Genomic DNA, 26,463 nt, shown 5'->3' on the forward strand with positions numbered 1-26,463 from the left:
CGGGAAAGCCGGAAGACACGCGCGTTGTCGTCGCCATGTCGGGCGGCGTCGATTCCTCTGTTGTGGCAGGCATTCTCAAACGTGAAGGCTATGATGTTGTTGGCGTAACGCTGCAGCTTTACGACCATGGTGCGGCAGTGCATCGCGCCGGTTCTTGCTGCGCTGGCCAGGACATTGAAGATGCCCGCCGCGTTTCAGAAAGCCTCGGCATTCCTCATTATGTATTGGATTATGAAGCACGCTTCCGTGAAGCTGTGATCGATCCATTTGCAAATTCCTATGTGAGCGGTGAAACGCCGATTCCATGCGTATCCTGCAACCAGACTGTAAAGTTTGCCGATCTTCTGCAGACTGCGCGTGAGCTTGGTGCCGATGCGCTGGCTACCGGCCACTATATTCGCAGCAGTCAGAATGGCGACCATCGTGCGATGTTCCGCCCTGTCGATTCGGACCGTGATCAGAGCTACTTCCTGTTTGCGACCACGCAGGACCAGATCGATTATCTGCGTTTCCCGCTGGGCCATCTGCCAAAGGCACAGGTTCGCGAAATCGCCGAAGAAATGGGCCTGACGGTCGCCAAGAAACAGGATAGCCAGGACATCTGCTTTGTTCCGCAGGGCAAATATTCCGACATCATTTCCAAGCTGAAGCCTGAAGCGGCAACGCCGGGCGATATCGTTCATATTGATGGTCGCGTGCTCGGTCGCCATGATGGCATTGTTCATTATACGGTCGGCCAGCGCCGCGGCATTGGTGTTGCAACCGGTGAACCGCTTTATGTGGTGCATCTTGATGCTGCCAATACGCGTGTGATTGTCGGCCCGCGTGAAGCCCTTGAAACCCATAAGGTTTTCCTGCGCGATGTTAACTGGCTCGGCGATGGTGCGCTGGACGCGCTGCCAAAGGGCGGTATTGAAGTCTTCGCAAAGGTTCGCTCCACACGTCCGCCACGTCCAGCTGTTCTGCATCATGCAGATGGCAAGACCTGGGTGGAGCTGGTCGACGGGGAAAGCGGTATCGCACCCGGACAGGCGTGCGTTCTCTATTCAGATGATTCGAACACTGCGCGTGTGTTTGGCGGCGGTTTCATCGGTCGCTCCGAACGTGAACCGCAGGCAGAAGAAATGCTGCGTCGTCTGGTTGCCAATACCTCAAAGGTATCTGCAGCTTAGAGCGCGACATATGCGTTTACAGCGGTCCAGTTAAGAAAGAATCGTTGGAACCGCTGTAACTGTTTGTTTTTACGCATTATCCGACGCAAAACCGCTTCGCACTTTTGCTGGAAATGCTATAAAATCAAAAGCCTCCGACATTGTTCGGAGGCTTTTTCATTTGAATAGTTATTGTTAATCGAAACGACTGAAGCGGGATAATGCTATGCCCGACGCCGTTGCCACGTTGAGGCTATCGAACTCTTTGGACATCGGTATGCGTGCCGTTGCTAATCGCTGTAATAGGTGAGGGGGCAAACCTTCGCCTTCCGTACCTAACAGCAAAGCCTGTTTTTTATGGTCCGGCGCCTTGAAGATGCTTGTTTCAGAAGAAGGGCTTAGTGCCAATATGTTGAAGTTGGCAGCTTGCAGCGCTGCAATGATCTCTTCGATAGAGGCACCGTGGAAATATGGCATTTTCAGCGTGGCACCAACAGAAACGCGAATGGCTTTTCGGTAAAGTGGATCGCAGCAGGTCTCATCCATAAGAACGCAATCTGCTTCAAATGCTGCCGCATTGCGGAAGATCGAGCCGACATTGTCGTGATTGGAAATGCCACACAGCACAACAACCAGAGCACTCTCTGGTAGCTGGCCGACCATTTCTTCAAGGGTTGGCTGAGTTTTGCGTCGTCCGACTGCGAGAATGCCGCGATGGACATGAAATCCCGCAACTTCATCCATAACAGATTGAGGCACAGAATAGACAGCGACGCCATCGGGACGCTGTTTTAATTGCTCCTCAAGCCCGTTCAGGCGATTTTCCAGAACGAGCAAGGATTCTGTTTGAAAGCGTGCATGAGAGGAGAACAGGACGTTAACGACCACTTTTCCCTCAGCGATGAAACGCTGCTGGCGGCCGACAAGATCTTTTTCGCGAATGTTCGTGTAGGGGGATAAACGAGCATCGGCAGAATCAGAGATGCTTACGACAAAGTCGTGCGATCCGGTTTGTTCCTTCATCGCACGACTTATGCCTCATATAGGTGCGTTATTGGTGAACGACCGCAGCAATCTCACGTCGACGCGGTGCAGGACTCATATAGAGACTTGAAAGCGTAGACAACATCAACTCGATGTGTGGTGAAGATACCATGTAATATATGGTTTGCGCGTCACGCCGCGTCGATACGAGGTCAAGTGCCCGTAGTTTTGCGAGGTGCTGGGATAGCGCGGATTGGCTAAGATCAATTGCTTTTGCTAAAGCACCAACAGACATTTCATTGTGAAGTAACTTGCACAAAATGAGTAGTCTTTTGTTGTTAGCAAGAGCTGAAAGAAAATCAGCCGCTTGATCAACATTTTCTATTAAATCAAAAAAATTATCTTCATTGGTCATTTGCAGTCATACCCCCGTAAGACAGCATTCGGTTAAAAAAATGCCTGTGGTTCATTGGCCGCAGACACCCCGAAATTAATACTATACCGAGAAATTGAAAAGGGCTTGCTTATATTAACCAGCTCAAAAAATCATCGATTTGTCCCAAAAATAGCAGGGTTTTGTTTCAGCGCTCGGCTTTGAACAAGCCTTGCAGCATTTTCATTGCGTTCTCACCAGAATCGGCCCGAGCGGAAAAATCAGAGCGGATGATGTGGTCACCACTCGACATATTGAAGCCGTCGGGATCGAAACTCGTTATCTTCCAGTTTTTTGCCACGTCTTTGTGACGGGCGGCGTGAAGATTGATTTCGTTACCATATTTGTTGTTGAGATCATCAATCGTGTCCTGTTCGGAAACCGCGATTGCGCCGACGCTCTCAGGCGGGTTTATGAGGTCGTTATCGGTCAGATTAAATGCCTTGCCGAAGCCGCCATTCAGGCTGGCAGACTCAATTGTCAGTCGGAAAAAGGCAAAGTCTCCCAGGTCGACATATAAAGCGCCCTTGGGATTATGGTTGAGATAACGCCGTCTTACACGAGGATACTCGCTAGAGCTTCGTTCAATTTTGTTGGCATTACAGTGAAGGGTGATGCGCGGATGGGCGAGCGGATCTCCCTTTCCTGCCTCACCAAGCAGCAGCGAGCAGGCGGGATTGGCGATTAACCCGGGGGTATGTGCTGCCAGTGCCGAAATGAGAATAATTGGCGTTCCGTCGATGTCCGTGGCGACAGCCACTCGGCTTGCAAGCGGTCTGCCCGTCTTGGGATCAAGAACTGCGATTGCGCCATAACGGGACGTGCGCAGCAAGGCTTTGGCCAACTGGATCGCTTCTGGCGTGGTGGGCCGAATAGGGCTTTTTTCTTCGGGCATGGAAAGCAGCTCAAATGTGAGTGAATTTATCCAGTTAATAGCTCATCCGCATATTGGAGTATAGAAGCGGATCAATTTTTGCTTATCGAAGAGTGATAGCCTGTAGCAATATCCAATCTTTTGCTAAATTATGTTTGGAGTACGAATGCATAATGTGCCGAACAGTACACCTCTGACGGGATGTCAGGTGGCTGTTGTCGCACATATTTTAGATGCGAAGATTATTATAATTCCATGCCGTTTAGCGCAATTTTCTAAAACCCAACGCTGTCATGGAATAAAAATCTAATAAAACTGGGTAAAATCGGTTGAGAATATGACGCGATTCTAAAAATTGCGCTTGCATTGTGGCAAGCCAAGCGTTTCGATAAGGTCCAATTGCGTGCTTAGGGTGCGCGCAATATTATTTTCCGTGGAGGCGGGCACTACAATGAAATTCTACCAGAAACTTTTGGCGGCAACTGCAGTTGTCGCTCTAATGAGCGGTGCTGCATCGGCTAAGACCTTTGTATATTGCTCGCCAGCATCGCCTGAGGGCTTTGATCCGGCAGCTTACACAGGTGGTGACACGTTTGATGCGTCGGCGCATCCGGTCTACAACCGCCTTGCAGAGTTCAAGAACGGCACGACCGAAGTCGTACCGGGTCTGGCAGAAAGCTGGGAAGTTTCGGAAGACGGTAAGGAATATACGTTCCATCTGCGTAAGGGCGTAAAGTTCCATTCGAGCGATTACTTCACGCCAACCCGTGATTTCAACGCCGACGACGTGATCCTTTCCTTCGACCGTATGGGTAACAAGGAAAACCCTTGGCACGAATATACGGCTGGCATTTCCTACGAATATTTCGATTCGATGGAAATGGGCTCGCTGATCAAGGAAATTCAGAAGATCGACGACAACACCGTCAAGTTCGTTCTGAACCGTTCGGAAGCTGCTTTCCTCGCCAATATCTCGATGCCTTTCGCTTCGATCATCTCGAAGGAATATACCGACAAGCTCGCAGCTGACGGTAAGAAGGACGATCTCAATCAGGTTCCTGTCGGCACTGGTCCTTTCCAGTTCGTAGCCTACCAGAAGGACGCTGTTGTTCGCTTCAAGGCTAACAAGGATTATTGGGGTGATAAGCCAAAGATCGACGATCTGGTTTTCGCAATCACGACCGATCCTGCAGTCCGCGCGCAGAAGCTCAAGGCTGGCGAATGCCACCTGATGTCTTATCCTGCTCCAGCAGACATCAAGGACCTTCAGGCTGATTCCAACCTTAAGGTTGACGAACAGGCTGGTCTGAACATTGCTTACTTCGCTTACAACACGACTGTCGCTCCATACGACAAGCCGGAAGTTCGTAAGGCACTCAACCAGGCTGTTAACAAGCAGGCTATCGTTGATGCAGTGTTCCAGGGTCAGGGACAGGTTGCTAAGAACCCGATTCCACCGACAATGTGGAGCTACAACGACAAGATCGAGGACGACAAGTACGATCCGGAAGCTGCCAAGAAGGCTCTCGAAGCTGCTGGCGTCAAGGATCTTAAGATGAAGCTCTGGGCAATGCCTGTGAGCCGCCCTTACATGCCAAACGCACGTCGTACTGCTGAACTCATGCAGTCCGATCTTGCCAAGGTTGGCGTAAGCGCTGAAATTGTTTCGATGGAATGGGGTGAATATCTCAAGAAGTCCGGCGAAAAGGACCGCGACGGTGCCGTCATCCTCGGCTGGACCGGTGACAATGGTGATCCGGATAACTTCCTCGGCACGCTTCTGGGCTGCGCCGGCGTTGGTTCGAACAACCGTGCACAGTGGTGCTACCAGCCGTTCGAAGACCTGATCCAGAAGGCAAAGGTCTCGACCAACCATGAAGAACGCGTCAAGCTTTATGAAGAAGCTCAGGTGATCTTCAAGGAGCAGGCTCCATGGAACACCATCGCTCACTCGACCGTATTCGTGCCGATGTCGGCCAAGGTTACGGGCTTCAAGCAGAGCCCGCTTGGTGATTATCGCTTCGAAGATGTCGATATCTCCGAGTAAAATCTAACAACACCAGCGGCCGGGTGTGGAGGTTTCCTCCGCACCCGGTCGGAGTTTTTGTATGTTTCGTTTTATATTAAACAAACTCATCTATCTGGTGCCGACTTTCATTGGCATCACGATCGTTGCTTTCGCATTCGTCCGCGTTCTACCGGGCGATCCCGTGCTGTTGATGGCAGGCGAACGCGGCGTCAGTCCTGAGCGCCATGCACAGCTGCTGGCTCAGCTCGGCTTTGACCGCCCGTTGTGGGAGCAATATATCAACTATGTCTGGAACCTTCTCAATGGTGACTTCGGCCAGTCTCTGGTCACGAAAAAGCCGGTTCTGACGGAATTCTTCGCCCTGTTCCCTGCAACTGTCGAGCTTTCAATCTGCGCGATTATCGTGGCTATCCTGGTTGGTATTCCTGCAGGTGTCATCGCAGCTGTTAAGCGCGGTTCATGGTTCGATCAGGGTCTGATGGGCATCTCGCTCGTTGGTTATTCGATGCCGATCTTTTGGTGGGCTTTGCTGCTCATCATCTTTTTCTCGGGCATGATGCAGTGGACGCCGGTTTCTGGCCGTATCTCATTGCTGTATTTCTTCCCGCCAGTAACGGGCTTCATGCTGATTGACAGCCTGCTGTCGGGTCAGAAGGGCGCTTTCGCTTCTGCGGCTTCGCATCTCATCCTGCCGACCATCGTGCTTGCAACGATCCCGCTTGCGGTGATTGCGCGCCAGACACGTTCGGCAATGCTGGAAGTGCTGGGTGAAGATTATGTGCGTACTGCTCGTGCAAAAGGCCTGCCGGTTCGCCGCGTTATCGGTCTTCATGCGCTGCGTAACGCAATGATCCCGGTCATCACCACCATCGGCCTTCAGGTCGGTGTGCTTATGGCGGGTGCTATCCTGACTGAGACGATCTTCTCATGGCCCGGAATTGGCAAATGGATGCTCGATTCCATTTCGCGTCGCGACTATCCGGTTGTGCAGAGCGGACTCCTGATTATCGCTTTCATCATCATGATCGTGAATCTGGTTGTCGATCTGCTTTACGGCCTGATCAATCCGCGTATCCGGCACAAGTGAGGGTATCATGACACACTCAGCAATTCAGCCGGAAGCCGTAAACGAAGTCGGAAAAATCCGTGCTTTGAAAGATTTCTGGTTCTATTTCAGCGTCAATCGCGGCGCTGTCATCGGTCTTTTCGTATTTCTGGCGCTTGTTATCGTTGCGATCTTTGCGCCGGTTCTCGCTCCACACAATCCTTCGGAACAGTTCCGTGACTTCATGCTGGCTCCTCCTTTCTGGGAACAGGGCGGCACAACGCAGTTCCTGCTTGGCACGGATGCTGTCGGTCGCGATATGCTGTCGCGTTTGATCTATGGCGCTCAGTATTCGCTGCTGGTCGGCTTTGTCATCGTCATCATTTCGATGTGCCTTGGCATCACCATCGGCCTTCTCTCCGGCTATTTTGGCGGCGGTGTCGATACGATCTTCATGCGTATCATGGACGTCATTCTGGCGTTTCCGTCACTGTTGCTCGCACTGGTTCTGGTGGCGATTCTGGGGCCAGGCCTCATCAACGCCGTTCTCGCGATCACGCTGGTTCTGCTTCCGCACTTCTCACGTCTGACCCGCGCCGCAGTCATGGCCGAAAAAGAACGTGAATATGTGACCGCAGCCAAGCTTGCCGGTGCAAGCAAACTGCGTCTGATGTTCAAGACCATTCTGCCAAACTGCCTTGCACCTCTGGTTGTTCAGGCAACCATGTCGTTCTCCAACGCCATTCTCGACGTTGCAGCGCTTGGCTTCCTTGGCATGGGGGCGCAGCCGCCGACACCGGAATGGGGCACAATGCTTGCAGAAGCGCGTGAATTCATCATGCGTGCATGGTGGGTTGTGACTTTCCCGGGTCTAGCGATCCTGATCACCGTTCTCGCGATCAATCTGGTCGGCGATGGTCTGCGCGATGCGCTTGACCCGAAACTGAAGAGGAGCTGATCGATGGCTCTGCTTGAAATCAAGAACCTTACGGTTTCGTTTGATACCTCGACTGGTCCGTTCAAGGCGGTCGACGGCATCGATATCTCGGTGGACAAGGGCGAAGTTCTTGCCATCGTGGGTGAGTCAGGCTCTGGTAAATCCGTTGGTATGCTTGCTGTCATGGGCTTGTTGCCCAAGACTGCAACCGTAACCGCCGACAGCATGACGTTTGACGGACAAGACCTGAAAGGGATGTCCGACAAGGAACGCCGCAAGATTATCGGGCGCGATATTTCGATGATCTTTCAGGAGCCGGTTGCAAGCCTCAATCCGTGTTTCACGGTGGGCTATCAGCTTGAAGAAGTGCTTAAGCGCCATATGGGGCTTAAAGGTTCTGCAAGCCGTGCCCGTGCGATTGAGCTGCTGGAACTCGTTGGCATCCGTGATGCTGCCGAGCGCCTGTCCAGCTTCCCGCATCAGATGTCTGGCGGTCAGTGCCAGCGCGTTATGATCGCGATTGCAATTGCCTGTAACCCGAAGCTGTTGATTGCCGACGAGCCGACAACCGCGCTTGACGTGACGATCCAGAAGCAGATCCTCGATCTGCTGATGCGTCTTCAGGTGGAGCACGGCATGGGCCTCATCATGATTACCCATGATATGGGCGTGGTTGCCGAAACTGCTGATCGAGTGATCGTGCAGTATAAGGGCCACAAGATGGAAGACGCTGACGTGTTGTCGTTGTTTTCCGCGCCAAAGCACCCATATACGCGTGCGTTGCTTTCGGCTTTGCCGGAAAATGCGACCGGCGACCGTCTGCCGACGGTTTCCGATTTCGTCTTTGCAAACAATGCCGCAGGAGAAGCGTGATGAGCGAGATCGTTCTCGAAGCGCGCGATATCAAGCGCGACTACCATGTTGGCGGCGGTCTTTTTGGCAAGCCCAAGGTTGTTCATGCCGTCAAGGGCGTGAGCTTCAAGCTTGAAAAAGGCAAGACGCTCGCAATCGTCGGTGAATCAGGTTGCGGCAAGTCAACGCTCGCCCGCATCCTGACCATGATCGACCCGCAGACCTCTGGCGATCTGATGATCGGCGGCAAGGATGTGAATATTGCCCGTGATGGTCTGACAGCCGAAATGCGCCAGAAGGTGCAGATCGTTTTCCAGAACCCTTACGGTTCGCTCAATCCGCGCCAGAAGATTGGTGATGTGCTGGCTGAGCCTCTGCTGCTCAACACCAATATGTCTGCCAAGGAACGTCGTGAAAAGTCGATGGAAATGCTGCTCAAGGTTGGTCTTGGCAAGGAGCATTTCAATCGCTACCCGCATATGTTCTCGGGCGGCCAGCGTCAGCGTATCGCTATTGCACGCGCATTGATGCTCAATCCTAAGCTGCTCATTCTTGATGAGCCGGTTTCGGCGCTCGATCTTTCCGTGCAGGCGCAGGTGCTCAATATTCTTGCTGATCTGCAGGAAGAATTTGGCCTGACCTACGTATTCATCAGCCACGATCTGTCGGTTGTCCGTTACATCGCTGATGATGTGATGGTGATGTATTTCGGTGAAGTTGTTGAATATGGCTCGCGTGACGACGTGTTTAACAACCCGCAGCATGACTATACGAAGAAGCTTTTTGCAGCCACGCCGCGTGCGGATGTGGATGCGATCCGCGCCCGTGTTGAAGCGCGTGCCGCTGCACGCGAGGCCGCACAGGCTTAAAGCCTTCAATCGATAATAAAAAACGCCGCCCTTTGAGGCGGCGTTTTTGTTTGAAGCCCTTGTTGTAGAGCGACTTTGTGCGCCCACAAGGGCGCACGGTACTCTATCCATTTGTTTTTACGCGCATCTTGTTCCAAAAACCGCTTCGCACTTTTCGGGATGCGCTCTAATGCTGACCACGTTGCTGGTGCCAGGCAAGGGCGCGCACAATGTCATCGGCGGCAATTTTGCCGATGATGGCGCCATTCTCGACAATCCCCACATCACCGCTGCTATCCGCAACTGCGCCCATCAGGTCGCGAATAAGGGTTTCGCGTCGAGCGGTTGCGGCAAAGGGGCGAGGTGCGGCAGTGCGGTCAAATGGCGTCATGATATCGCCTGCACACAAAACGCCGAGCGGGTTCATATGCGCTACGAAATCGGCGACATATTGATCCGCCGGCTGCAGAAGAATTTCCTGCGGCGTACCACATTGAACGATGCGACCGCCTTCCATGATGGCGATACGATTGCCGATTTTCATAGCTTCGTCGAGATCGTGGCTCACGAAAACGATTGTCTTCTTGAGCCGTGACTGGAAAGCCAGCAGTTCATCCTGCAAACGCGTGCGGATCAACGGATCGAGCGCGGAAAACGGCTCATCCATGAGCAGAATCGGTGCCCCGGTTGCAAAGGCACGCGCCAGACCAACGCGCTGCTGCATACCGCCGGAAAGTTCGCCCACCTTGCGCTTGGCCCAGTCCTGCAAGCCCACCAGTTCAAGCTGCTTGCGCGCTTGTGCCAGCCGCTCGTCCTTGCGCATACCGGAGATTTCCAGTCCAAACGCGACGTTCTCTTCAACCGTGCGCCATGGCAGCAGACCAAACTGCTGAAACACCATTGAAACGAGTTCCGTGCGCAGATGGCGAAGCGTTCCCCGATCTGCTTTGCCGACATCGATAGTTCGCTCACCATCACGCACCAGTACGCGGCCGCGTGAAATCGGGTTGAGCCGGTTGATGGCACGCAGGAGTGTTGATTTTCCAGAACCCGAGAGCCCCATCAGGACGAGAATCTCGCCTTCCTGAATGTTGAGCGCGCAGTCATGCACGCCCAGAACGAGATCGGTTTCAGCCTGAATCTCCGAACGTGAAGCGCCCCGGTCCGCGAGTTCCAGCGCGTTATCGACATTCTTACCGAAAATGATGCTGACATCTTCCAGTGCAATGATTGTCATGATCGGCTCCTATTTCTCGCGTCCGGCGCGGAAGATGCGGTCGAGCACGATAGCGACCACGACAATGACAAAGCCCGATTCAAAGCCCAGTGCGGTATTGACCGAGTTCAGGGCTCGAACGACCGGCACACCGAGGCCGTCAGCACCGACAAGCGCCGCAATCACCACCATGGAAAGCGACAGCATGATTGTCTGTGTCAGGCCAGCCAGAATTTGCGGCATGGCGTAAGGCAGCTCGATTTTCCAGAGAAGCTGTGTACGGGATGCGCCGAAAGCTTCACCGGCTTCGATCAATGACGAAGGTGTCGATGAAATACCGAGATGGGTCAGTCGTACCGGCGCGGGCAGCACAAAGATCGCGGTTGCCAGCAGGCCGGGCACCATGCCGATGCCGAAGAAGACGATGGCCGGGATCAGATAGACGAAGGTTGGCAACGTCTGCATCAGATCGAGAATCGGTCGCAGGACTGCATAAAGGGTGGGGCGGTGCGCTGCGGCGATGCCGAGCGGGACGCCAATTGCCATACAGAGGAAACAGGCCGACAGAACCAGCGTCAGTGTCTTGAGTGTGCCATCCCAATAGCCCTGATTGATGATGAACAGAAAACCCACGATGGTGAGGATCACCACCGAGATGCGGCGCTGGATAAACCAGGCGATCACTGCAAAAATGGCGATCAGGACGAGCGGATGCGGCAGTTGTAACAGATACAACAGGCCGTCGATAAGCCACTGCATAACCGCAGCCAGCCCATCGAAAAAGCCACCCATATTGTCCGTGAGCCAATCGACCACCGACTTTGCGGTGGGTCCGACCGGAATTTTATAGTCCGTCAGCCAGTTCAACGATTATGTCTCCTGCCGCGTTCTTTCAGTCGTGGAGCGTGGTGCGGCCTGTTTTATCAGATCGCTCGCTGCTCCAGCTGTTTATCTTAACGCGCATCCTGTCCGAAAACCGCTTCACCCTTTTCGGGATGCGCTTCGATAGTTTACCTACAAAAGAGTAGGCCGCGGTAATCCGCGGCCTGACTTTCTAAGGATTACAGGCCCAGTTCCGACTTAACGGCTGGCAGACCTTCCTTGCCGTCAACGGTGGTCACACCGTCAAGCCACTTGTCGAGCACAGCAGGATTTGCCTTGAGCCAGGCAGTTGCGGCCTTTGCCGGATCTTCGCCATCGTCGAGAATCTTGCCCATGATCTCGTTTTCCATTTCAAGCTGGAACTCAAGATTGGTCAGGAACTTGCCGACATTCGTGCATTCCTGCGTATAGCCAGCACGGACATTTGTTTCGACCTTCGCGCCACCAAGGTTAGGACCGAAGAAGTCGTCGCCGCCGGTCAGATAAGCGATCTCAAAGCGCTTGTTCATCGGATGCGGTTCCCAGGCGAGGAAGACGACCGGGTCTTTGCTTTTGATGCTGCGGGCAACCTGCGCCAGCATTCCCTGTTCAGACGATTCTGCCAGTTCGAACGACTTGAGGCCGAACGCATCCTTGCTGATCATGTCGAGAATCAGACGATTGCCGTCATTGCCCGGTTCAATGCCGTAAATCTTGCCGCCGAGCTTGTCCTTGAAAGTGGCGATGTCTTTGAAGTCCTTCAGGCCTTCGTCATAGGCATATTTCGGCACGGCGAGGGTGTATTTTGCGCCCGTCAGGTTGGTGCGGAGGGTTTCGACGCTCTTGTCATCCAGATAAGGCTTGAGATCAGCGCTCATCGATGGGTTCCAATAGCCGAGGAAAACGTCAATGTCCTTCTTGCTGAGCGACGCATAGGTCACTGGCACGGAAAGAACCTTGATGTCGGTCTTGTAGCCAAGACCCTTGAGGATCTCGGTGGCTACTGCCGTGGTGGAGGTGATGTCGGTCCAGCCCACATCGGAAAAGCGGACAGTCGAGCAGCTTGCAGGCTCCGCAGCCGAGGCGGTTGCGGGCAGCGCAAAGATCGCTGTCGTGATGGCTAACATACTCAAGGCATATTTGAGCGTAGGCGTCGAAGTGGACTTCATTTTTCTCTCCATTAACCGGGCCGCTTTAACGGTTGATTGTTTTTCCGGTTCCGGCTTTTAGCAAACACCAAAGATTTCGCCGATCAAGTACCATTGCGGCGAAAATATTTCTGATTGCGACTTTGGGGTGTGTTGTACTCGTTTTTCTGGACCGTCAGACAAAAGGTTCTGCAGATAAAGCGTTAAAAGCCGAAGCAGTGCGAAGTGGCGCCATGTTACGCACAGCCCGTCTTGTTTCAACCCATGAAGGCTTGAAAACACCCAATAAAGTCCGAACCTGTCTGGTTGATGGTTGTCGAAAAGCCTGACGCACTCTATTTGAGAAGTGTGAAACTTATCAGCATATGCTGCTTGGTAATCGGCAATTTTCCGGGTCTGTGATCCGGATGGGTAAAAGTGTCGGAGAGCCTGCAATTGCAGGTAACAGGAAGGATTCGTTACAGTGTGGAATGCAGTTCGGGGCGTTTTCTCCTTCCTTGGTCGTTTTATCGCGGCATTGGCCCGCGTGATTGCAGTGCCACTCGGCGGTCTGTGGGGACTTTTTCTCAAGTTGGGAAATTTGTGGAAAGTTGCGATTGCGGTGATCGTGATCGGACTTGGCGGCCTTTATGTCTATTTTATCTGGCAAACGCAGGTCTGGACCAACTTCAATCCTGATTATCCCGCCAAGTATAGCTACCAGAATGCTGTGACGCCTGGTGAAGTGGTGCAGACGACACCTCAGCCCCTGACCTCAACACCAGAGTCTGGAACGCCGGAGCCTGCAACCCCAACGCCTTCCGAAAACAGTGCGAGCGGGACAGACACCACGCCTGCAACGGGTGATGGTGACACGTCAACGCAGACACCGCCCATGCAGGCAGCGCAAATTCCGTCGACAGCGCGCAAGTGTTCTCCTTCCGCGATTGCTGAAGTCGCCGCTGATCTTACCGATTTCAATGTGAACCAGAACGCGTGGATTTCTTCCATGCTGCTCTACAAGGTTGGCTTCTTCGGCGTTGACTGGGATCGCACACCTTTCCTCGACAACAAGGCGTCGTTCCAGCGCGGTATCAATGCAGCTGTGCGCCGCACGGCAATCGAACTGGTGGACAATATCGGCCGTCTGCGCGGCACTTCGCAAATTGATGGCGACCTGCAGAAAGCACGCGGCAATCTGCAGTTTGCAGAAGACGCCTGGTATTTTGGCCTGAGCCCGTTTGGTCCAAAGACACCGACGCCGAGCTATTATCGTTCGGCGATCAAGGATCTGCGCTCGTTCAACACCCGTCTTGAAAACTGTCAGGCAACCTTTGATGCACGCGCCGATAATCTGATCCAGTTTGTTGATCGTATTGCAAGCGATCTGGGTTCGACCTCTGCAATCCTCAAGGATCGTGCCGAAAACTATCATGCCGGCTGGTTCGATACGCGTGCCGATGATCGCTTCTGGTTCGCCTATGGCCAGCTCTATGCCTATTACGGCCTGCTGCGTGCGTCGCATTCGGATTTCCGTAATGTATTGGCGGAAAAGCATCTTGATGGCGTTTGGGACGAAATGGAGCGGCAGCTGCGCTCGGCGCTCGATATGCAGCCATTCATCGTTTCCAATGGTAGCCCGGATGCTTGGTTTACGCCGTCACATCTGACGACCATGGGCTTTTACATCCTGCGCGTTCGCTCCAATCTGGTGGACGTGAAGCAGGTTCTGGAGCGCTAATTTCTAATGGAACTGCCATCACTATTGCGTCAGGCTGTGGACGCGTCGCTTGAAGGGGTGGCTCTGGCTGACCTCAAGCGTGCGTCTGAGGTTCTTTCGCGGCGCTATCGCGCGGAAACGCGCGATGGTCGTCTGCATATTTCGGATGAACTCGCCGCAAAAGCCTATCTGGCTGCGCGACTGCCTGCGACCTATGCGGCTGTGCGCGCAAGCCTTGAGAGTGTTGCTGAAATGTGCCCGGATTTTACCCCTGCCACCATGCTTGATGTTGGCTGTGGACCGGGGACCGCACTCTGGGCGGCACGCGGATGCTGGTCTGACTTGCAATCAGCCACGATGATCGAAGCAAGCCCGGCAATCCGGGCCGTGGGAAGCAAGCTTGCAGAAAATGTTGGGCTTCAAACCGAGTGGCGTGCAGGCGATCTGGTCAAGGAAAAGATCGATTTTCCGCAAGCCGATCTCGTGACGATTGCCTATGTTCTGGACGAACTCGCTCCCCTTGATCGCAAGGAACTTGTCGAGCGGCTTTGGGCCTCGGCTCGCCATCTATTTGTGATTGTGGAGCCGGGAACACCTGCCGGTTGGCAACGCATTCTTGATGCCAGGTCAGCACTGATTGCGCAAGGTGCGCATATCGCAGCGCCATGCACGCATCAGCACGACTGTCCGTTGATTGCACCTGACTGGTGCCATTTTTCGCGTCGTGTTGCCCGTTCCCGTATCCATCGTCTGACGAAGGATGCTGAAGTGCCGTGGGAAGACGAGAAGTTCATCTATCTGGCTGCAACGCGTGATCCGTCGATGAGTGCAATGGCGCGCGTGATCGCGCCTACGCGCGTTGGCGGGGGCAAGGTTTCACTGAAGCTGTGCAACGATGATGGCAGCGCCGAAGAGCGTCTTGTCACCAAGCGGGATGGCGAATTTTTCCGTTGGGCGCGTCGTGCCGATTGGGGCGACGCAGCACTGGGAAACTAAGCGATGAAGATCAGTCTCGTGCAGCTGCGTTTGCTTGAAGCGGTAGCCGAAACCGGCAGTGTCGGTGCTGCAGCGCGCAAGCTTGGCCTCACCCAGTCAGGTGCCAGTCAGGCGCTGGCGACATTGGAGAAAATCCTCGGGCTGGATCTGCTTGCGCGCAAACGCGACGGTGCGATGCTGACTGCTTTCGCACAGACCATTCTCGATGATGCACGCAGCGCTTTATCGGCGGTTGATCGGATCGAAGAGCAGGCACGCAAGATGGTCACGAATGCGCCCGACAGGTTGCGTGTGGCGGCTATTCCCAGCCAGCTCGAATATGTGGTGCCGGAGCTGCGCAAAAGCTTTTTGCGGCTTCATCCGCGTGTTGAGTTCAGCACCTTTGAAGGTGGCCATGACGATGTGAGCCTTTGGGTCAGCGAAGGTATTGCCGATCTGGGCATTACCTCATTGCCGGCTTCTGGCCTTGAAGCAGACGAAGTTGGGCAGGAAGAGCTGGTCGTCGTGGGGCGTCGTGACGATCCGTTCATGCGCCGCGATCTCATCTCTCCCGGTGATTTGCGTGATCGACAGCTTATCGCGGCTGCTGGCTGTGAGCTGATTATCGACCGCATCATTCATGCAGATGGCGGCGCACGCAGCGAGCAGGTCAGAACGCGGGACGTTGCGACCGTGCTTGAAATGGTACGCCATGGGGTCGGCTTGACGCTGCTATCGGAAATCAGCCTTCCGGGGTCCAATCTGCACGATCTCAGGGCGATCAAGCTGGATCCACCGACTTTCAGGACGGTTTATGTCGTGTATCGTTCAGATAGTCCGGTCAGGCATTTGATCGACAGTTTCTGCGCGATTGCCAAACAGGCAAATGTCAAAGCGGCATAAGAATTTCTAATATCTCATATCTGATTTATCCGTGCCGTATGCATTCATGGTTTCTGTAATAGTCGCCTGACTATTCACGAAGCAGAGCACAGCAGATATGACGGCGACCACCGATACGACCATTCCCGTTTCAACCTCCGATACAGTGAAAGGCCTTGTTTGGGGCCTCTCAGGCGTTCTCGTCTGGTCTGGTTCATTCGTTTTGACCCGCTTTGGATTCAAGACGGCGCTTATGCCTTCCGACATCATCGCATTGCGATTTGGGGTGGCCGGGCTGGTTCTGCTGCCGGTTGTATTCGCCAAAGGGTTTGGCTTCCGGCAATTGGGGCTGCTTGGCTTCGTGCTACTCGCATCTGGTGCCGGATTTCCCTATGCGCTTCTGACGGTTTATGGGCTGCAATTCGCGCCTGCATCGCACGCGGCAGCGCTTATCCCCGGCCTGATGACAGCACTTGTTGCGGTCCTTGGCGTGTTGCTGCTTCAGGAGCGATTGGCGCTGTCGCGCTGGGTCGGGGTGATACTGATCCTGATCGGCAGTGGATTAATCGCAGGCCTGTCACAACTGGGCGGGCAGGAGATGATGGGTCATCTCTCGTTTTTTGCAGCCGCGCTGGTTTGGTCGATCTACGTGATGGTCTTTCGCCGGAAAGGCATGGACGGCCTTCATGCCACCGCGATTGCAGCGGTTGCCTCTGCGCTGGTGTTTCTGCCGATTTACATCCTGTTGCTCGACAAAGGCATCGGACAGACTTCGTGGGGTGATATTGCCTTGCAGGGCTTTTATCAGGGTGTGCTGACGTCGGCTTTCGGTGTTTTTGCCTTTAATCGTGCTGTTGTGCTGTTGGGAACAGCCGCAGGAGCGGCCTTATCCGCACTCATACCGGTTGCGACACTGGTTTTGGGGCTCTTGCTGCTTGGTGAGGTGCCGGGATGGACCGACACCGCCGCTGCCCTTCTGATCAGCTTGGGTGTGCTGGCGCTGAACAGAAAGGGCAGGAAGCGTTGAGTATTATGATGCCTGCAAAGCGGGTCTTGGAGCTGGTCTGCTGATGATGAACACCATGGCGGCTGCTGCGAAACACATCGCCCCTGCCAGAATGAGCGCCGGTGTATAGCTGTCATAATCGGTGCGGACGAAGCCTGCAAAAGCTGCGGCTGCTGCGGCACCCACCTGGTGGCCGGTGAACACCCATCCGAACACCATGCCAGCCTTTTCTGGACCGAAACGTTCTGCGGCAAGCTTGACCGTTGGCGGTACGGTTGCAACCCAGTCGAGACCATAGAAGACGGCAAAGAGTGCAAGTTCATAGAGCGTGAAATCGGTAAAGGTCAGGTAGATCAGTGACAAGCCGCGCAGGCTGTAGAACCAGAACAGGAGCCAGCGATTGTCGAAGCGGTCGGAAAGCCAGCCTGCGCCGATGGTGCCGATCAGATCGAAAGCACCGATGACGGCCAGAATGCCTGCTGCACCCACAGGTACGATGCCGAAATCGCCGCACAATGCGATCCAGTGGGTCTGGATCAGACCGTTGGTGGAAAAGCCGCAGACGAAGAAGGTGACGAACAGCACCCAGAAGGTTGATGTGGACGATACTTCGCGCAAGGTAATCAGCGGGGAAGCGAGCAGCGAAGCAAAGCTCTTCTTGGGCTCTGCGGCAGGGAGAGGGGCGGTTCGGCCATAAGGCTTCAGCCCGATATCTGCGGGATGATCGCGCATCAGGGCAAGCACCAGCACGAGTGCTGCTATAAGAAAGCCGACGACAATGGTTAGCGACGTGCGCCAACCGATATTCTGGCTCACACTGGCGAGGATCGGCATGAAAACAAGCTGGCCGGTTGCATTGCTGGCCGTCATGAGGCCAACCACGAGACCCCGGCGCTTTTCAAACCAGCGAGCAGCAACGGTCGCACCCAGGACAAGTGCGGTCATGCCGGTGCCAAGGCCGATTACGATGCCCCAAAGCCCGACCATCTGCCATTCTTCAGTCATGAAGATCGAGCCGACCAGTCCGCAGGCGATCATGACGAGTGCTGCGGACACAACGCGTCGCAGGCCAAACTGGTTCATGAAAGCAGCAGCAAAAGGCCCCATCAAACCAAACAGCACCAGACGCAGAGCCATGGCGAAGGAAATATTGGCATTGGTCCAGCCGAATTCCTTCTGCAATGGCTCGATCAGGATGCCTGCCGAGCCCATGGCTGCAGCGGTTGCAAGCATGGTCAGAAACGTGATGGCAGCAACAACCCATCCATAATGGATGTTTCGCTTTTGAAGAAAGCTTGCAAGGCTGGCAGAAATCATCTTCGGCGCTTTCGGAGACTGGCTGATTTTTGAACAGCCGCAAAGTTGAAGGTCACCCCAGTTGGCCAGTTACAGGCTCAATGGGCTTTGGTCATTGTTTTCAGTCAAAGGCGCGGAGAAGGGTAAGCAATTGTTCCACGCCTTCGCTGCCAAGTTTTGCTTCTATTTCATCTTGTGCCTGATCCCAGAGCGGCCCACCGCGCTCGACAAGGTCGCGGCCTGTCGACGTCAAAGCGATGTGCGTCTCACGATGATCTTCGCCCGGCGTCTGTTCGATAAGGTCCATACGCTGCAACACCTTCGCATTGCGGCCCATTGTTGATCGATCAAGGTCGGCAAGCCGGGCAAGCTCGGTCAATGAGATGGATTGCGCACGCGCAATTTTTCGCAGCAGACTGAACTGCGCGACATTGATGCCGAGCGGCGCCAGCGCCCTGTCGTAAACGCTGGATGATTTTCTCGCGGCCTGCCGCAGAAGGATGCAGAAACATGGATTAGACATAATGCGGGTATATACCCGTAAATAATTATTGGCAAGCCTGTATCGGCAATAAGCCAATCTATATTGTCATCACGCTGGCAATAAATTCAGGTCGATAGCCGACGATAGCGACGTCACACAGCGATGTGTGACGTTTCCTTGACCTCTTCCATTACGGCGTAGGTGTGGGATTCCCTTACGCCCGGCAGGGATAGAAGTGCTTCCGAGAGAAAACGGCGATAGTGATCCATATCGGAGACGCGTGCCTTGATCAGATAATCGAAGCCGCCTGCAACCATATGACATTCGAGAATATCGGGATTGCCGCGCGTGAAGGCGGAGAAGGTTTCAAAGACCTCTGGCGTGGTGCGATCAAGCTTGATTTCAATGAAAACCAGCATCGATCGATCAAGCATCTTTGGCGACAGATGGGCAGAATAGCCGAGAATATAGCCTTCGCGTGTGAGGCGTTTGACGCGTTCTGCGGTGGCGGTCTGAGACAGATTAATACGATCGGCAAGTTCAGTATTGGTCAGTCGCCCGTTCTCTTGAAGGGCGTGCAGAATACTCCTGTCCATTACATCAAGATTCTTCATTGGTGTCCCCACTCGACCGCCTGCGATGGCGGCTTTTTATTGTTAGTTTATAAATGATTTGCTTGCGAAATGAATCCGAAATCCGTCTCGCACGCAAGGCAAAATTTTTGAAACATACTTAAATTACAGCTGCATTACACGGTTTGGTAGAAGGCTACGACGATAGACTTGACAGTTGCGGAAATGTGCAATCCATAGTAGTAAAGATGTGTACTTAAAGTGATATTGCACGCATAGAGTTAAGACTTTTGGCAGGTGTTATACCCACGGCGGGCCGGAAAAGGTACTCCAACCTTTAGTCAGTTTGTCCTTATCAAGGACTAGGGAGAATCCGGACTATTTAAAGCAGTCCGGATTTTCTTTTTGTGCGGGATAAAACATTCTAAAAAATTTGCACCGCTGAAATACGGTCAATTCTGACAAGTCTACATCAGTGAATTGAGGCTTTGAATTTTCCAGTTGCAAGCGATGCGAGGGAAGGCTAACAGTATCGCCATGAACATTTCGCGCATTGACACAAAAATCTGGTGGTGGGCTCGCTAAAAGCGGCCACGCAGGCGTTTGTGCATTTGCGTTTTAGTTAAGGCCGCTGGGATTATCCGGGCGGCCTTTTTGTTTGGCTGTTTGAATAATGCACCGCATGTTGCCCAAGAGCGGAAGCCAGTTTTGGGCAACATGCGAGAATAAAAAGCCGAAGCACGATGCGCTTTGGTTGAGGGGCCTGAGCTTTGGAAGTGCTCGATAACGAATAACACTTGGGAATTGCCAGTCATGAATGCGAAGATTGCGGATAGCGAGATATTCACGCACGAGACAGCGGGCGGCATTGTTGTCGAACGTGTGCGCCATTTGACTGCTTATAAAGGAGCTATCGAGACTTATATCGATGCTCTCAATGAGCGGCGAGGCGCGGTCTTTTCTTCCAACTACGAATATCCCGGCCGCTACACGCGATGGGACACGGCAATTGTCGATCCGCCAGTCGTGATTACCTCCCGCAATCGCCAGATGCGCATTGAAGCGCTGAACAAGCGCGGAACGATCCTGCTGCGCCCGATCCTCAAGACGGTTCAGGCGCTTGCCGAAGTGAAGGTCGATAAGGCCAGTGAAGATCTTATCGAGCTGACGATTGCTGAACCGACCGGCACATTCACCGAAGAAGAACGCTCGCGTATGCCTTCGGTCTTCACCGTGCTGCGCGCGATTGTGGGCCTTTTCTTCTCCGAGGAAGATGCAAATCTCGGCCTTTACGGTGCGTTTGGCTACGACCTGGCATTCCAGTTCGATCCAATCCAGTACAAGTTGAAGCGCCCGGATGATCAGCGTGATCTGGTGCTTTTCATCCCGGACGAAATTTTCGTGGCCGACCACTATTCGGCGCGCGCATGGGTGGATCGCTACGAATTTGTCTGCGGCGGCTCTTCAACGCATGATCTTGCACGGGCGACACCGGTGCAGCCATTCAAGCCCGCAGAGTGCGATCTGCCGCGTGGCGATCATAATCCGGGCGAATATGCCAAGCTGGTCGAACGCGCGAAGGAAAGCTTCAAGCGCGGCGATCTGTTTGAAGTCGTGCCGGGGCAGACTTTCTATGAGCGCTGCCACACAGCCCCTTCGGAAATCTTCCGCCGTCTGAAGTCGATCAATCCATCGCCTTATTCGTTCTTCATCAATCTGGGTGAAAACGAATATCTGGTGGGCGCTTCGCCGGAAATGTTCGTGCGCGTCAATGGTCGCCGTATTGAGACCTGTCCGATTTCCGGCACCATCAAGCGTGGTGAAGATGCAATTTCAGACTCTGAACAGATTCTGAAACTGCTCAATTCCAAGAAAGACGAGTCCGAGCTGACCATGTGTTCGGACGTTGATCGCAATGACAAAAGCCGGGTTTGTGAGCCAGGTTCGGTGCGGGTGATCGGTCGTCGTCAGATCGAGATGTACTCGCGTCTGATCCACACTGTTGACCATATCGAAGGCCGTCTACGTGATGGTATGGATGCCTTTGACGGCTTTCTCAGTCATGCATGGGCTGTAACCGTAACCGGTGCACCAAAACTTTGGGCTATGCGCTTCCTCGAAGAAAACGAGCGTAGCCCACGCGCATGGTATGGCGGTGCCATCGGCATGATGCACTTCAACGGCGACATGAACACTGGCCTCACGCTGCGCACGATCCGCGTCAAGGATGGTGTGGCACAGATCCGCGCCGGTGCGACGCTGCTGTTTGATTCCAATCCTGAAGAGGAGGAAGCAGAAACCGAACTGAAGGCATCCGCGATGATCGCTGCTGTGCGTGAAGCACAGAAGAGCAATCAGGTTGCTGAAGAACGTGTTGCTGCAAAGGTGGGCGAGGGGATTTCGATCTTGCTGGTCGATCACGAAGATTCTTTCGTGCACACGCTCGCCAATTACTTCCGCCAGACGGGTGCTACGGTTTCGACGGTACGTTCGCCGGTCGCCGAAGAAGTGTTCGACCGCATTAATCCTGATCTTGTTGTGCTGTCACCCGGACCGGGTACACCGCAGGACTTTGATTGCAAAGCGACCATCGATAAGGCGCGTAAGCGTCAGCTGCCGATCTTCGGTGTCTGCCTTGGGCTTCAGGCTTTGGCAGAAGCCTATGGCGGCACGCTGCGTCAGCTGCGTATTCCGATGCATGGCAAGCCGTCGCGTATCCGGGTTTCAAAACCTGAACGCATCTTCTCAGGTCTGCCGAAGGAAGTAACGGTTGGCCGCTATCACTCGATCTTTGCTGATCCTGAACGTCTGCCGGATGATTTTCTGGTTACGGCGGAGACGGAGGACGGCGTCATCATGGCTTTTGAACATACAAAAGAGCCTGTGGCAGCTGTTCAGTTCCACCCCGAATCCATCATGACGCTTGGTCATAATGCGGGGATGCGAATGATCGAAAATGTCGTGGTGCATTTTGCAGCAAAGCACAAAGCGCGTCGCAGCAATTACTAGAGCATTTCCTGTTTTGATTGAGTCATTGGAAATGCTCTATCTATTTTTTGCGCGCATCTTGTTCCGAAAACCGCTTCGCACTTTTCGGGATGCGCTCTAATTGATTTTCTCAGTTGCAAAATAATGAGCCGGCCGTGGTGAAAACTGCGGCCGGTTTTTTGTTTATGGCCTTATAAAATCATGGTTTTTCAGAGCTGCTCTGGCGAACCATTTGCAACAGTAATGCATTGCATTCGCAAGAGAAAATTAAATGCGCGAAGTAAAAAAACAGGGTTTCGAAATTTGGATTTTATGGGCTATAGAACGGCTATCGAAATGCTGCTTACCGGCCACGCCGGAGTGAATGCGCAATAGGCTTCTTGTTAGCCTGAGCCCGCCTGTCGGGATAAGAATTAAAGTATCTGAAGGTTTGTGATGGACGCGAGTGTAAAAGTTCGGCGGCTCGCCGCTTGGTCGATTCCTGTTGCGCTGGGCGTAATGGGGCTGAAATATCTGGCCTATGCGGTGACCGGCTCCGTGGCACTCTATTCGGATGCTCTGGAATCCATCGTCAATGTGATTGCGGCACTTGGCGCCTGGTGGGCGATCAGTGTCAGCTATAAGCCAGCGGATGAAAACCACCCGTTTGGCCATCATAAAGCAGAGTATATTTCGGCAGTTGTCGAAGGCGTACTGATTACGATTGCGGCGCTTTTGATTGCAAAAGAAGCATGGTCTGCGCTTGAGAATCCGCGTCAGCTTGATGAGCCGTGGCTGGGTCTTGCGATCAATACGGGCGCTGCTGTGATAAATGCTTTCTGGGCCATGCTGCTTATTCGCACGGGTCGCAGTGCGCGTTCGCCAGCGCTGGAAGCAGATGGTCAGCATATTATGACTGACGTGTTTACATCGGTCGGTGTTCTGGTTGGTCTTGTTGGAGCTGTCATAACAGGCTGGGCGATCCTCGATCCGCTACTTGCCATTCTGGTTGCGATCAACATTCTTTGGCAGGGCTGGGGTGTTATCAATAAATCCGTACAGGGCTTGATGGATATCGGTGTCGAACCCTCTGAGGAAATGCGCATTCGCGATGTGATTTCGGCCAATGCCGGTGGCGCGATTGAGGTTCATGATCTCAAGACCCGCATTGCAGGCCGTGTAACTTTCATCGAGTTTCATCTGGTTGTGGCTGCCGAAATGAGCGTGGGCGACGCGCATGTCATATGCGACCGAATCGAAGACGCACTGAAGACGCAGATCGAGAGCGCGCGCGTTGTGATCCATGTTGAGCCGGAAGATGAGGCAAAACTGCCGATTGGCACGAGTTCTGTGCCTTTCGCCTAGAGCGCGTTTCGATCTGATTTTATCAGATCGGCGCTCTAATCTTTATATTTGATGCGCATCCTATCCGAAAACCGCTACGCACTTTTCGGGGTGCGCATGAAACAAATAGCGGCTTGCGCGTTTTGAACCTCGAGTGTAAAAGCGTTGCCATGGTTATGAAGAACGCAACATCTATGGAACATTCCGCAGCCGCTTCCAGCGCGCGCGTGAACGTTTGCGTTCTAAACTCGCTTCTTACCCTCGGCCTTAGCGGCGATCGCCGGGCTCGTTGAAAGGAGCGTCCGGCGGTCGATTGAAGTCCCGCTGACGCATGCTCCTTTCTCAAAATCCACATTTGAATTTTAAGACGAGATATCCGTGTCGTTACAGCAGTACAGAACTGCTTAGTACGCCGGGAGGATGAGATGACCATGAATCAGAACGTAAACACGCCGAATTCCGCCGCTAAGCATAAGGGTATGCCAGACGCGGCTGTGAAATATTCGCCGTTTCCTTACCCAAAACTCGACGACCGCACCTGGCCTGCAAAGCGCATCGAAAAGGCACCAATCTGGTGTTCGGTCGATTTGCGCGACGGTAATCAGGCACTGATCGACCCAATGGGTCACGACCGTAAGGAACGTATGTTCCGCTTGCTGGTCGATATGGGTTTCCCTGAAATTGAAATCGGCTTCCCATCGGCTTCGCAGACCGATTTTGACTTCTGCCGCTGGGCAATTGAGCAGGGCGACACGCCTGACGAAGTTGATCTGCAGGTGCTGGTGCAGTGCCGCCCAGAATTGATTACGCGTACGTTTGAAGCGCTGGAAGGTGCTAAGACGCCAATCATCCACTTCTACAATTCGACCAGTGAATTGCAGCGCCGCGTTGTTTTCAACAAGGACGTTAAGGGCATCAAGCAGATTGCGACCGATGCCGCAAAGATGATCATGGATATGGCTGCGAAAGCAGGCGGTGGTTATCGTTTCCAGTATTCGCCAGAAAGCTTCACCGGCACCGAGCTGGAAGTGGCGCTGGAAATCTGCAATGCGGTGACGGAAATCGTCAAGCCGACAGCAGAGCACAAGCTGATCCTCAACCTGCCATCCACTGTCGAAATGAACACGCCAAATGTTTACGCCGACCAGATCGAATGGATGTGCCGCAATCTCGACAATCGCGAAAACCTGATCATTTCGCTGCACCCGCACAATGATCGTGGAACGGGCATCGCTGCAACGGAACTCGGCCTGATGGCGGGGGCTGATCGCGTTGAAGGCACGCTGTTCGGCAATGGCGAACGCACTGGCAATGTTGATGTGGTGACGCTGGCGCTCAACATGTACACGCAGGGCATTGATCCAGAGCTGGATTGCACGGACATCAATCGCATGAAGGATGTCTACGAATATTCAAACCAGCTGAAGATTGCCGAGCGTCATCCCTATGTGGGCGAGCTGGTCTATACGGCTTTCTCGGGTTCGCATCAGGATGCGATCAACAAGGGTATGAAGGTTCGCAAGACCGCCAATTCGCCGGTCTGGGAAGTGCCTTATCTGCCAATCGATCCACAGGATGTTGGCCGTTCCTATGAAGCGATCATCCGCATTAATTCGCAGTCTGGTAAGGGCGGTATCGCCTATATTCTGCAGGCTGATTACGGTTTGAACCTGCCGCGCAATCTGCAGGTCGAGTTCCGCGAAATCATCCAGAACATCACGGATGATGAAGGCAAGGAACTGCCATCAAAGCGCATTCATGAAGAGTTCCAGAAGCTCTATGTCGAACAGGCAGAAGGCCGCATCAAGTTCGTGGATCACCACACCTATCCAGATCCTGAACAGAAGGGTCGTCGTATTCTGACCGCTGAAATCACCGATAACGGCGTGACCAAGAATATCGAAGGCAAGGGTACAGGCCCGATTGATGGCTTCATCGATGCGCTGTCGAAATATCTGGGCGTCAAGATGTCGGTTATCGATTACTCCGAGCATTCGCTAAAGCAAGGTTCGGACGCGGCTGCTATTTCCTATGTTGAAGTTGCATACCCGGACGGCAAATTGTTCGGCGCCGGTATCAACGACAACATCGTGAGCGCCTCGCTCGAAGCAATTGTTTCGGCAGCCAATCGCGTAATCGGAAAATAATACGGGCAATTTATTCTATTAAAGGCGGCGCTATGCGTCGCCTTTAATTTACGTATCTATTATATGTGCCTTTATGTTTATTTATAGTTTGGGATTGTCATCATATATTCATATTTATAAATATAAGGCCCAGTGAATTATTTTATTTATTGGGTATGTTTATGAAGAATATTCTAATGTTAGTAGTATTTTTATCTGTTATTGCAGGTTGTGCATCGCGCTCCAGTAATATTTCGGCGAGTTATGTATCTTCTTCGGCTTACAGCTCGCTTTCATGTGCCGCTCTGAAAGAAGAGGCCGTGCGTGTTTCGTATGGTGCAGCCGCGGCTTCAGGGCGCCAAGATTCAGCGGCGACCGGAGACGCAGTAAAAACAGGGGTTGGTCTCGTCCTGTTCTGGCCCGTACTTTTCTTCAATGAAGGTAACGGCGCAAAAGCTGCCGATGTTGCCCGCCTGAAAGGTGAAATGCAGGCATTGGAGGTCGCTGCAGCCCAGAAGAACTGCAATATCACGTTTCGCTCTCGCTGAACTTTAATGATGTAATGAGTGGTTTGAATTTAGCGTTTGATATCGTCGGTTGAAACACTGCGTCAGACGTTACAGCGGTTCCAGTTAAGACTGAATCCTTGGAGCCGCTGTAACTATTTGTTTTACGCATTATCCGACGCAAAACCGGTTCCCACTTTTGCTGGAAATGCTATAAATTCGAAACAT

General features: G+C 53.3%; 23 protein-coding genes. 14 read left to right on the forward strand and 9 right to left on the reverse strand.

Annotated elements, in window-relative coordinates; all coding sequences use genetic code 11:
• On the forward strand, positions 1–1,172 hold a 1,172-nt coding region (mnmA, locus tag RT142_RS21325), incomplete at its 5' end, for a tRNA 2-thiouridine(34) synthase MnmA (RefSeq protein ID WP_313031332.1).
• A 174-nt stretch (positions 1,173–1,346) separates the two neighbouring features.
• Here the strand turns inward: mnmA and RT142_RS21330 are convergent.
• The 3 genes from RT142_RS21330 to RT142_RS21340 all read right to left on the reverse strand — a co-directional run bounded on the left by RT142_RS21330 (position 1,347) and on the right by RT142_RS21340 (position 3,463).
• A complete protein-coding gene (locus tag RT142_RS21330; RefSeq protein ID WP_105518801.1) occupies positions 1,347–2,174 on the reverse strand; it encodes a TrmH family RNA methyltransferase in 828 nt (275 codons plus the stop codon).
• Between the two features lie 28 nt (positions 2,175–2,202).
• Positions 2,203–2,550: an ArsR/SmtB family transcription factor gene (locus tag RT142_RS21335; RefSeq protein ID WP_113485325.1), complete on the reverse strand. Its 348-nt coding sequence runs from the start codon at positions 2,548–2,550 to the stop codon at positions 2,203–2,205.
• Positions 2,551–2,716: 166 nt separating this feature from the next.
• A complete protein-coding gene (locus RT142_RS21340; protein ID WP_113485326.1) occupies positions 2,717–3,463 on the reverse strand; it encodes a HugZ family protein in 747 nt (248 codons plus the stop codon).
• Between the two features lie 430 nt (positions 3,464–3,893).
• Between RT142_RS21340 and RT142_RS21345 the strand changes: the two genes are divergently transcribed.
• The 5 genes from RT142_RS21345 (at position 3,894) to RT142_RS21365 (ending at position 9,174) form a co-directional block, all read left to right on the forward strand.
• Positions 3,894–5,489 carry an ABC transporter substrate-binding protein gene (locus tag RT142_RS21345; RefSeq protein WP_007876103.1) on the forward strand — a complete coding sequence of 532 codons (1,596 nt, stop codon included), beginning with the start codon at positions 3,894–3,896 and terminating at the stop codon, positions 5,487–5,489.
• Between the two features lie 61 nt (positions 5,490–5,550).
• Positions 5,551–6,558 (forward strand): ABC transporter permease subunit, encoded by a 1,008-nt coding sequence (locus RT142_RS21350; RefSeq protein ID WP_007876101.1) that lies wholly within the window; start codon positions 5,551–5,553, stop codon positions 6,556–6,558.
• Between the two features lie 7 nt (positions 6,559–6,565).
• Positions 6,566–7,474, forward strand: a complete 909-nt coding sequence (locus tag RT142_RS21355) for an ABC transporter permease subunit (RefSeq protein WP_112805572.1) — start codon at positions 6,566–6,568, stop codon at positions 7,472–7,474.
• Between the two features lie 3 nt (positions 7,475–7,477).
• Entirely contained in the window at positions 7,478–8,326 is an 849-nt protein-coding gene (locus RT142_RS21360) for an ABC transporter ATP-binding protein (RefSeq protein ID WP_007876094.1), read from the forward strand.
• Entirely contained in the window at positions 8,326–9,174 is an 849-nt protein-coding gene (locus RT142_RS21365; protein ID WP_064320898.1) for a dipeptide ABC transporter ATP-binding protein, read from the forward strand. The genes RT142_RS21360 and RT142_RS21365 overlap by 1 nt, the downstream gene beginning before the upstream one ends.
• Positions 9,175–9,340: 166 nt before the next feature.
• Here RT142_RS21365 and choV read toward each other — a convergent pair whose 3' ends face one another.
• The 3 genes from choV to RT142_RS21380 all read right to left on the reverse strand — a co-directional run bounded on the left by choV (position 9,341) and on the right by RT142_RS21380 (position 12,399).
• Positions 9,341–10,390: a choline ABC transporter ATP-binding protein gene (gene choV / locus RT142_RS21370; RefSeq protein WP_007876090.1), complete on the reverse strand. Its 1,050-nt coding sequence runs from the start codon at positions 10,388–10,390 to the stop codon at positions 9,341–9,343.
• Positions 10,391–10,399: 9 nt separating this feature from the next.
• A complete protein-coding gene (choW, locus tag RT142_RS21375; RefSeq protein ID WP_313031339.1) occupies positions 10,400–11,236 on the reverse strand; it encodes a choline ABC transporter permease subunit in 837 nt (278 codons plus the stop codon).
• Between the two features lie 194 nt (positions 11,237–11,430).
• Positions 11,431–12,399 carry a choline ABC transporter substrate-binding protein gene (locus tag RT142_RS21380; RefSeq protein WP_064320896.1) on the reverse strand — a complete coding sequence of 323 codons (969 nt, stop codon included), beginning with the start codon at positions 12,397–12,399 and terminating at the stop codon, positions 11,431–11,433.
• 442 nt (positions 12,400–12,841) lie between these two features.
• On the opposite strand from RT142_RS21380, the gene RT142_RS21385 reads away from it, so the two are divergent.
• From RT142_RS21385 to RT142_RS21400, 4 genes are all read left to right on the forward strand, one after another.
• Entirely contained in the window at positions 12,842–14,098 is a 1,257-nt protein-coding gene (locus tag RT142_RS21385; RefSeq protein ID WP_064320895.1) for a DUF2333 family protein, read from the forward strand.
• 6 nt (positions 14,099–14,104) lie between these two features.
• A complete protein-coding gene (locus RT142_RS21390; protein WP_313031343.1) occupies positions 14,105–15,073 on the forward strand; it encodes a small ribosomal subunit Rsm22 family protein in 969 nt (322 codons plus the stop codon).
• A gap of 3 nt (positions 15,074–15,076) precedes the next feature.
• Positions 15,077–15,955, forward strand: coding sequence for a LysR family transcriptional regulator (locus RT142_RS21395; RefSeq protein WP_313031346.1), 879 nt, complete (start codon positions 15,077–15,079; stop codon positions 15,953–15,955).
• 97 nt (positions 15,956–16,052) lie between these two features.
• On the forward strand, positions 16,053–16,961 hold the full coding sequence (locus RT142_RS21400) for a DMT family transporter (RefSeq protein WP_113485331.1): 909 nt from the start codon (positions 16,053–16,055) through the stop codon (positions 16,959–16,961).
• Between the two features lie 3 nt (positions 16,962–16,964).
• Here the strand turns inward: RT142_RS21400 and RT142_RS21405 are convergent, their stop codons facing one another.
• The 3 genes from RT142_RS21405 to RT142_RS21415 form a co-directional block, all read right to left on the reverse strand.
• A complete protein-coding gene (locus RT142_RS21405; protein ID WP_064320891.1) occupies positions 16,965–18,257 on the reverse strand; it encodes an MFS transporter in 1,293 nt (430 codons plus the stop codon).
• A gap of 100 nt (positions 18,258–18,357) precedes the next feature.
• Positions 18,358–18,759, reverse strand: coding sequence for a MarR family winged helix-turn-helix transcriptional regulator (locus RT142_RS21410; RefSeq protein WP_215775583.1), 402 nt, complete (start codon positions 18,757–18,759; stop codon positions 18,358–18,360).
• Positions 18,760–18,872: 113 nt separating this feature from the next.
• A complete protein-coding gene (locus RT142_RS21415; RefSeq protein WP_007876078.1) occupies positions 18,873–19,334 on the reverse strand; it encodes an Lrp/AsnC ligand binding domain-containing protein in 462 nt (153 codons plus the stop codon).
• Between the two features lie 771 nt (positions 19,335–20,105).
• Between RT142_RS21415 and RT142_RS21420 the strand changes: the two genes are divergently transcribed.
• The 4 genes from RT142_RS21420 (at position 20,106) to RT142_RS21435 (ending at position 26,277) form a co-directional block, all read left to right on the forward strand.
• The gene (locus RT142_RS21420; protein ID WP_112805582.1) at positions 20,106–22,301 is read left to right on the forward strand and encodes an anthranilate synthase component I; all 2,196 of its coding nucleotides are present in this window, start codon (positions 20,106–20,108) and stop codon (positions 22,299–22,301) included.
• A gap of 414 nt (positions 22,302–22,715) precedes the next feature.
• The gene (locus RT142_RS21425; protein WP_007876074.1) at positions 22,716–23,624 is read left to right on the forward strand and encodes a cation diffusion facilitator family transporter; all 909 of its coding nucleotides are present in this window, start codon (positions 22,716–22,718) and stop codon (positions 23,622–23,624) included.
• Positions 23,625–24,034: 410 nt separating this feature from the next.
• Positions 24,035–25,750, forward strand: coding sequence for a 2-isopropylmalate synthase (gene leuA, locus RT142_RS21430; RefSeq protein WP_094543200.1), 1,716 nt, complete (start codon positions 24,035–24,037; stop codon positions 25,748–25,750).
• A 161-nt stretch (positions 25,751–25,911) separates the two neighbouring features.
• Positions 25,912–26,277, forward strand: coding sequence for a hypothetical protein (locus tag RT142_RS21435; protein WP_113160211.1), 366 nt, complete (start codon positions 25,912–25,914; stop codon positions 26,275–26,277).
• The last annotated feature ends 186 nt before the right edge of the window (positions 26,278–26,463 follow it).

The sequence above is a fragment of the Brucella sp. genome (assembly GCF_032066345.1).
In the GTDB taxonomy this organism is placed as follows: domain Bacteria; phylum Pseudomonadota; class Alphaproteobacteria; order Rhizobiales; family Rhizobiaceae; genus Brucella; species Brucella pseudogrignonensis.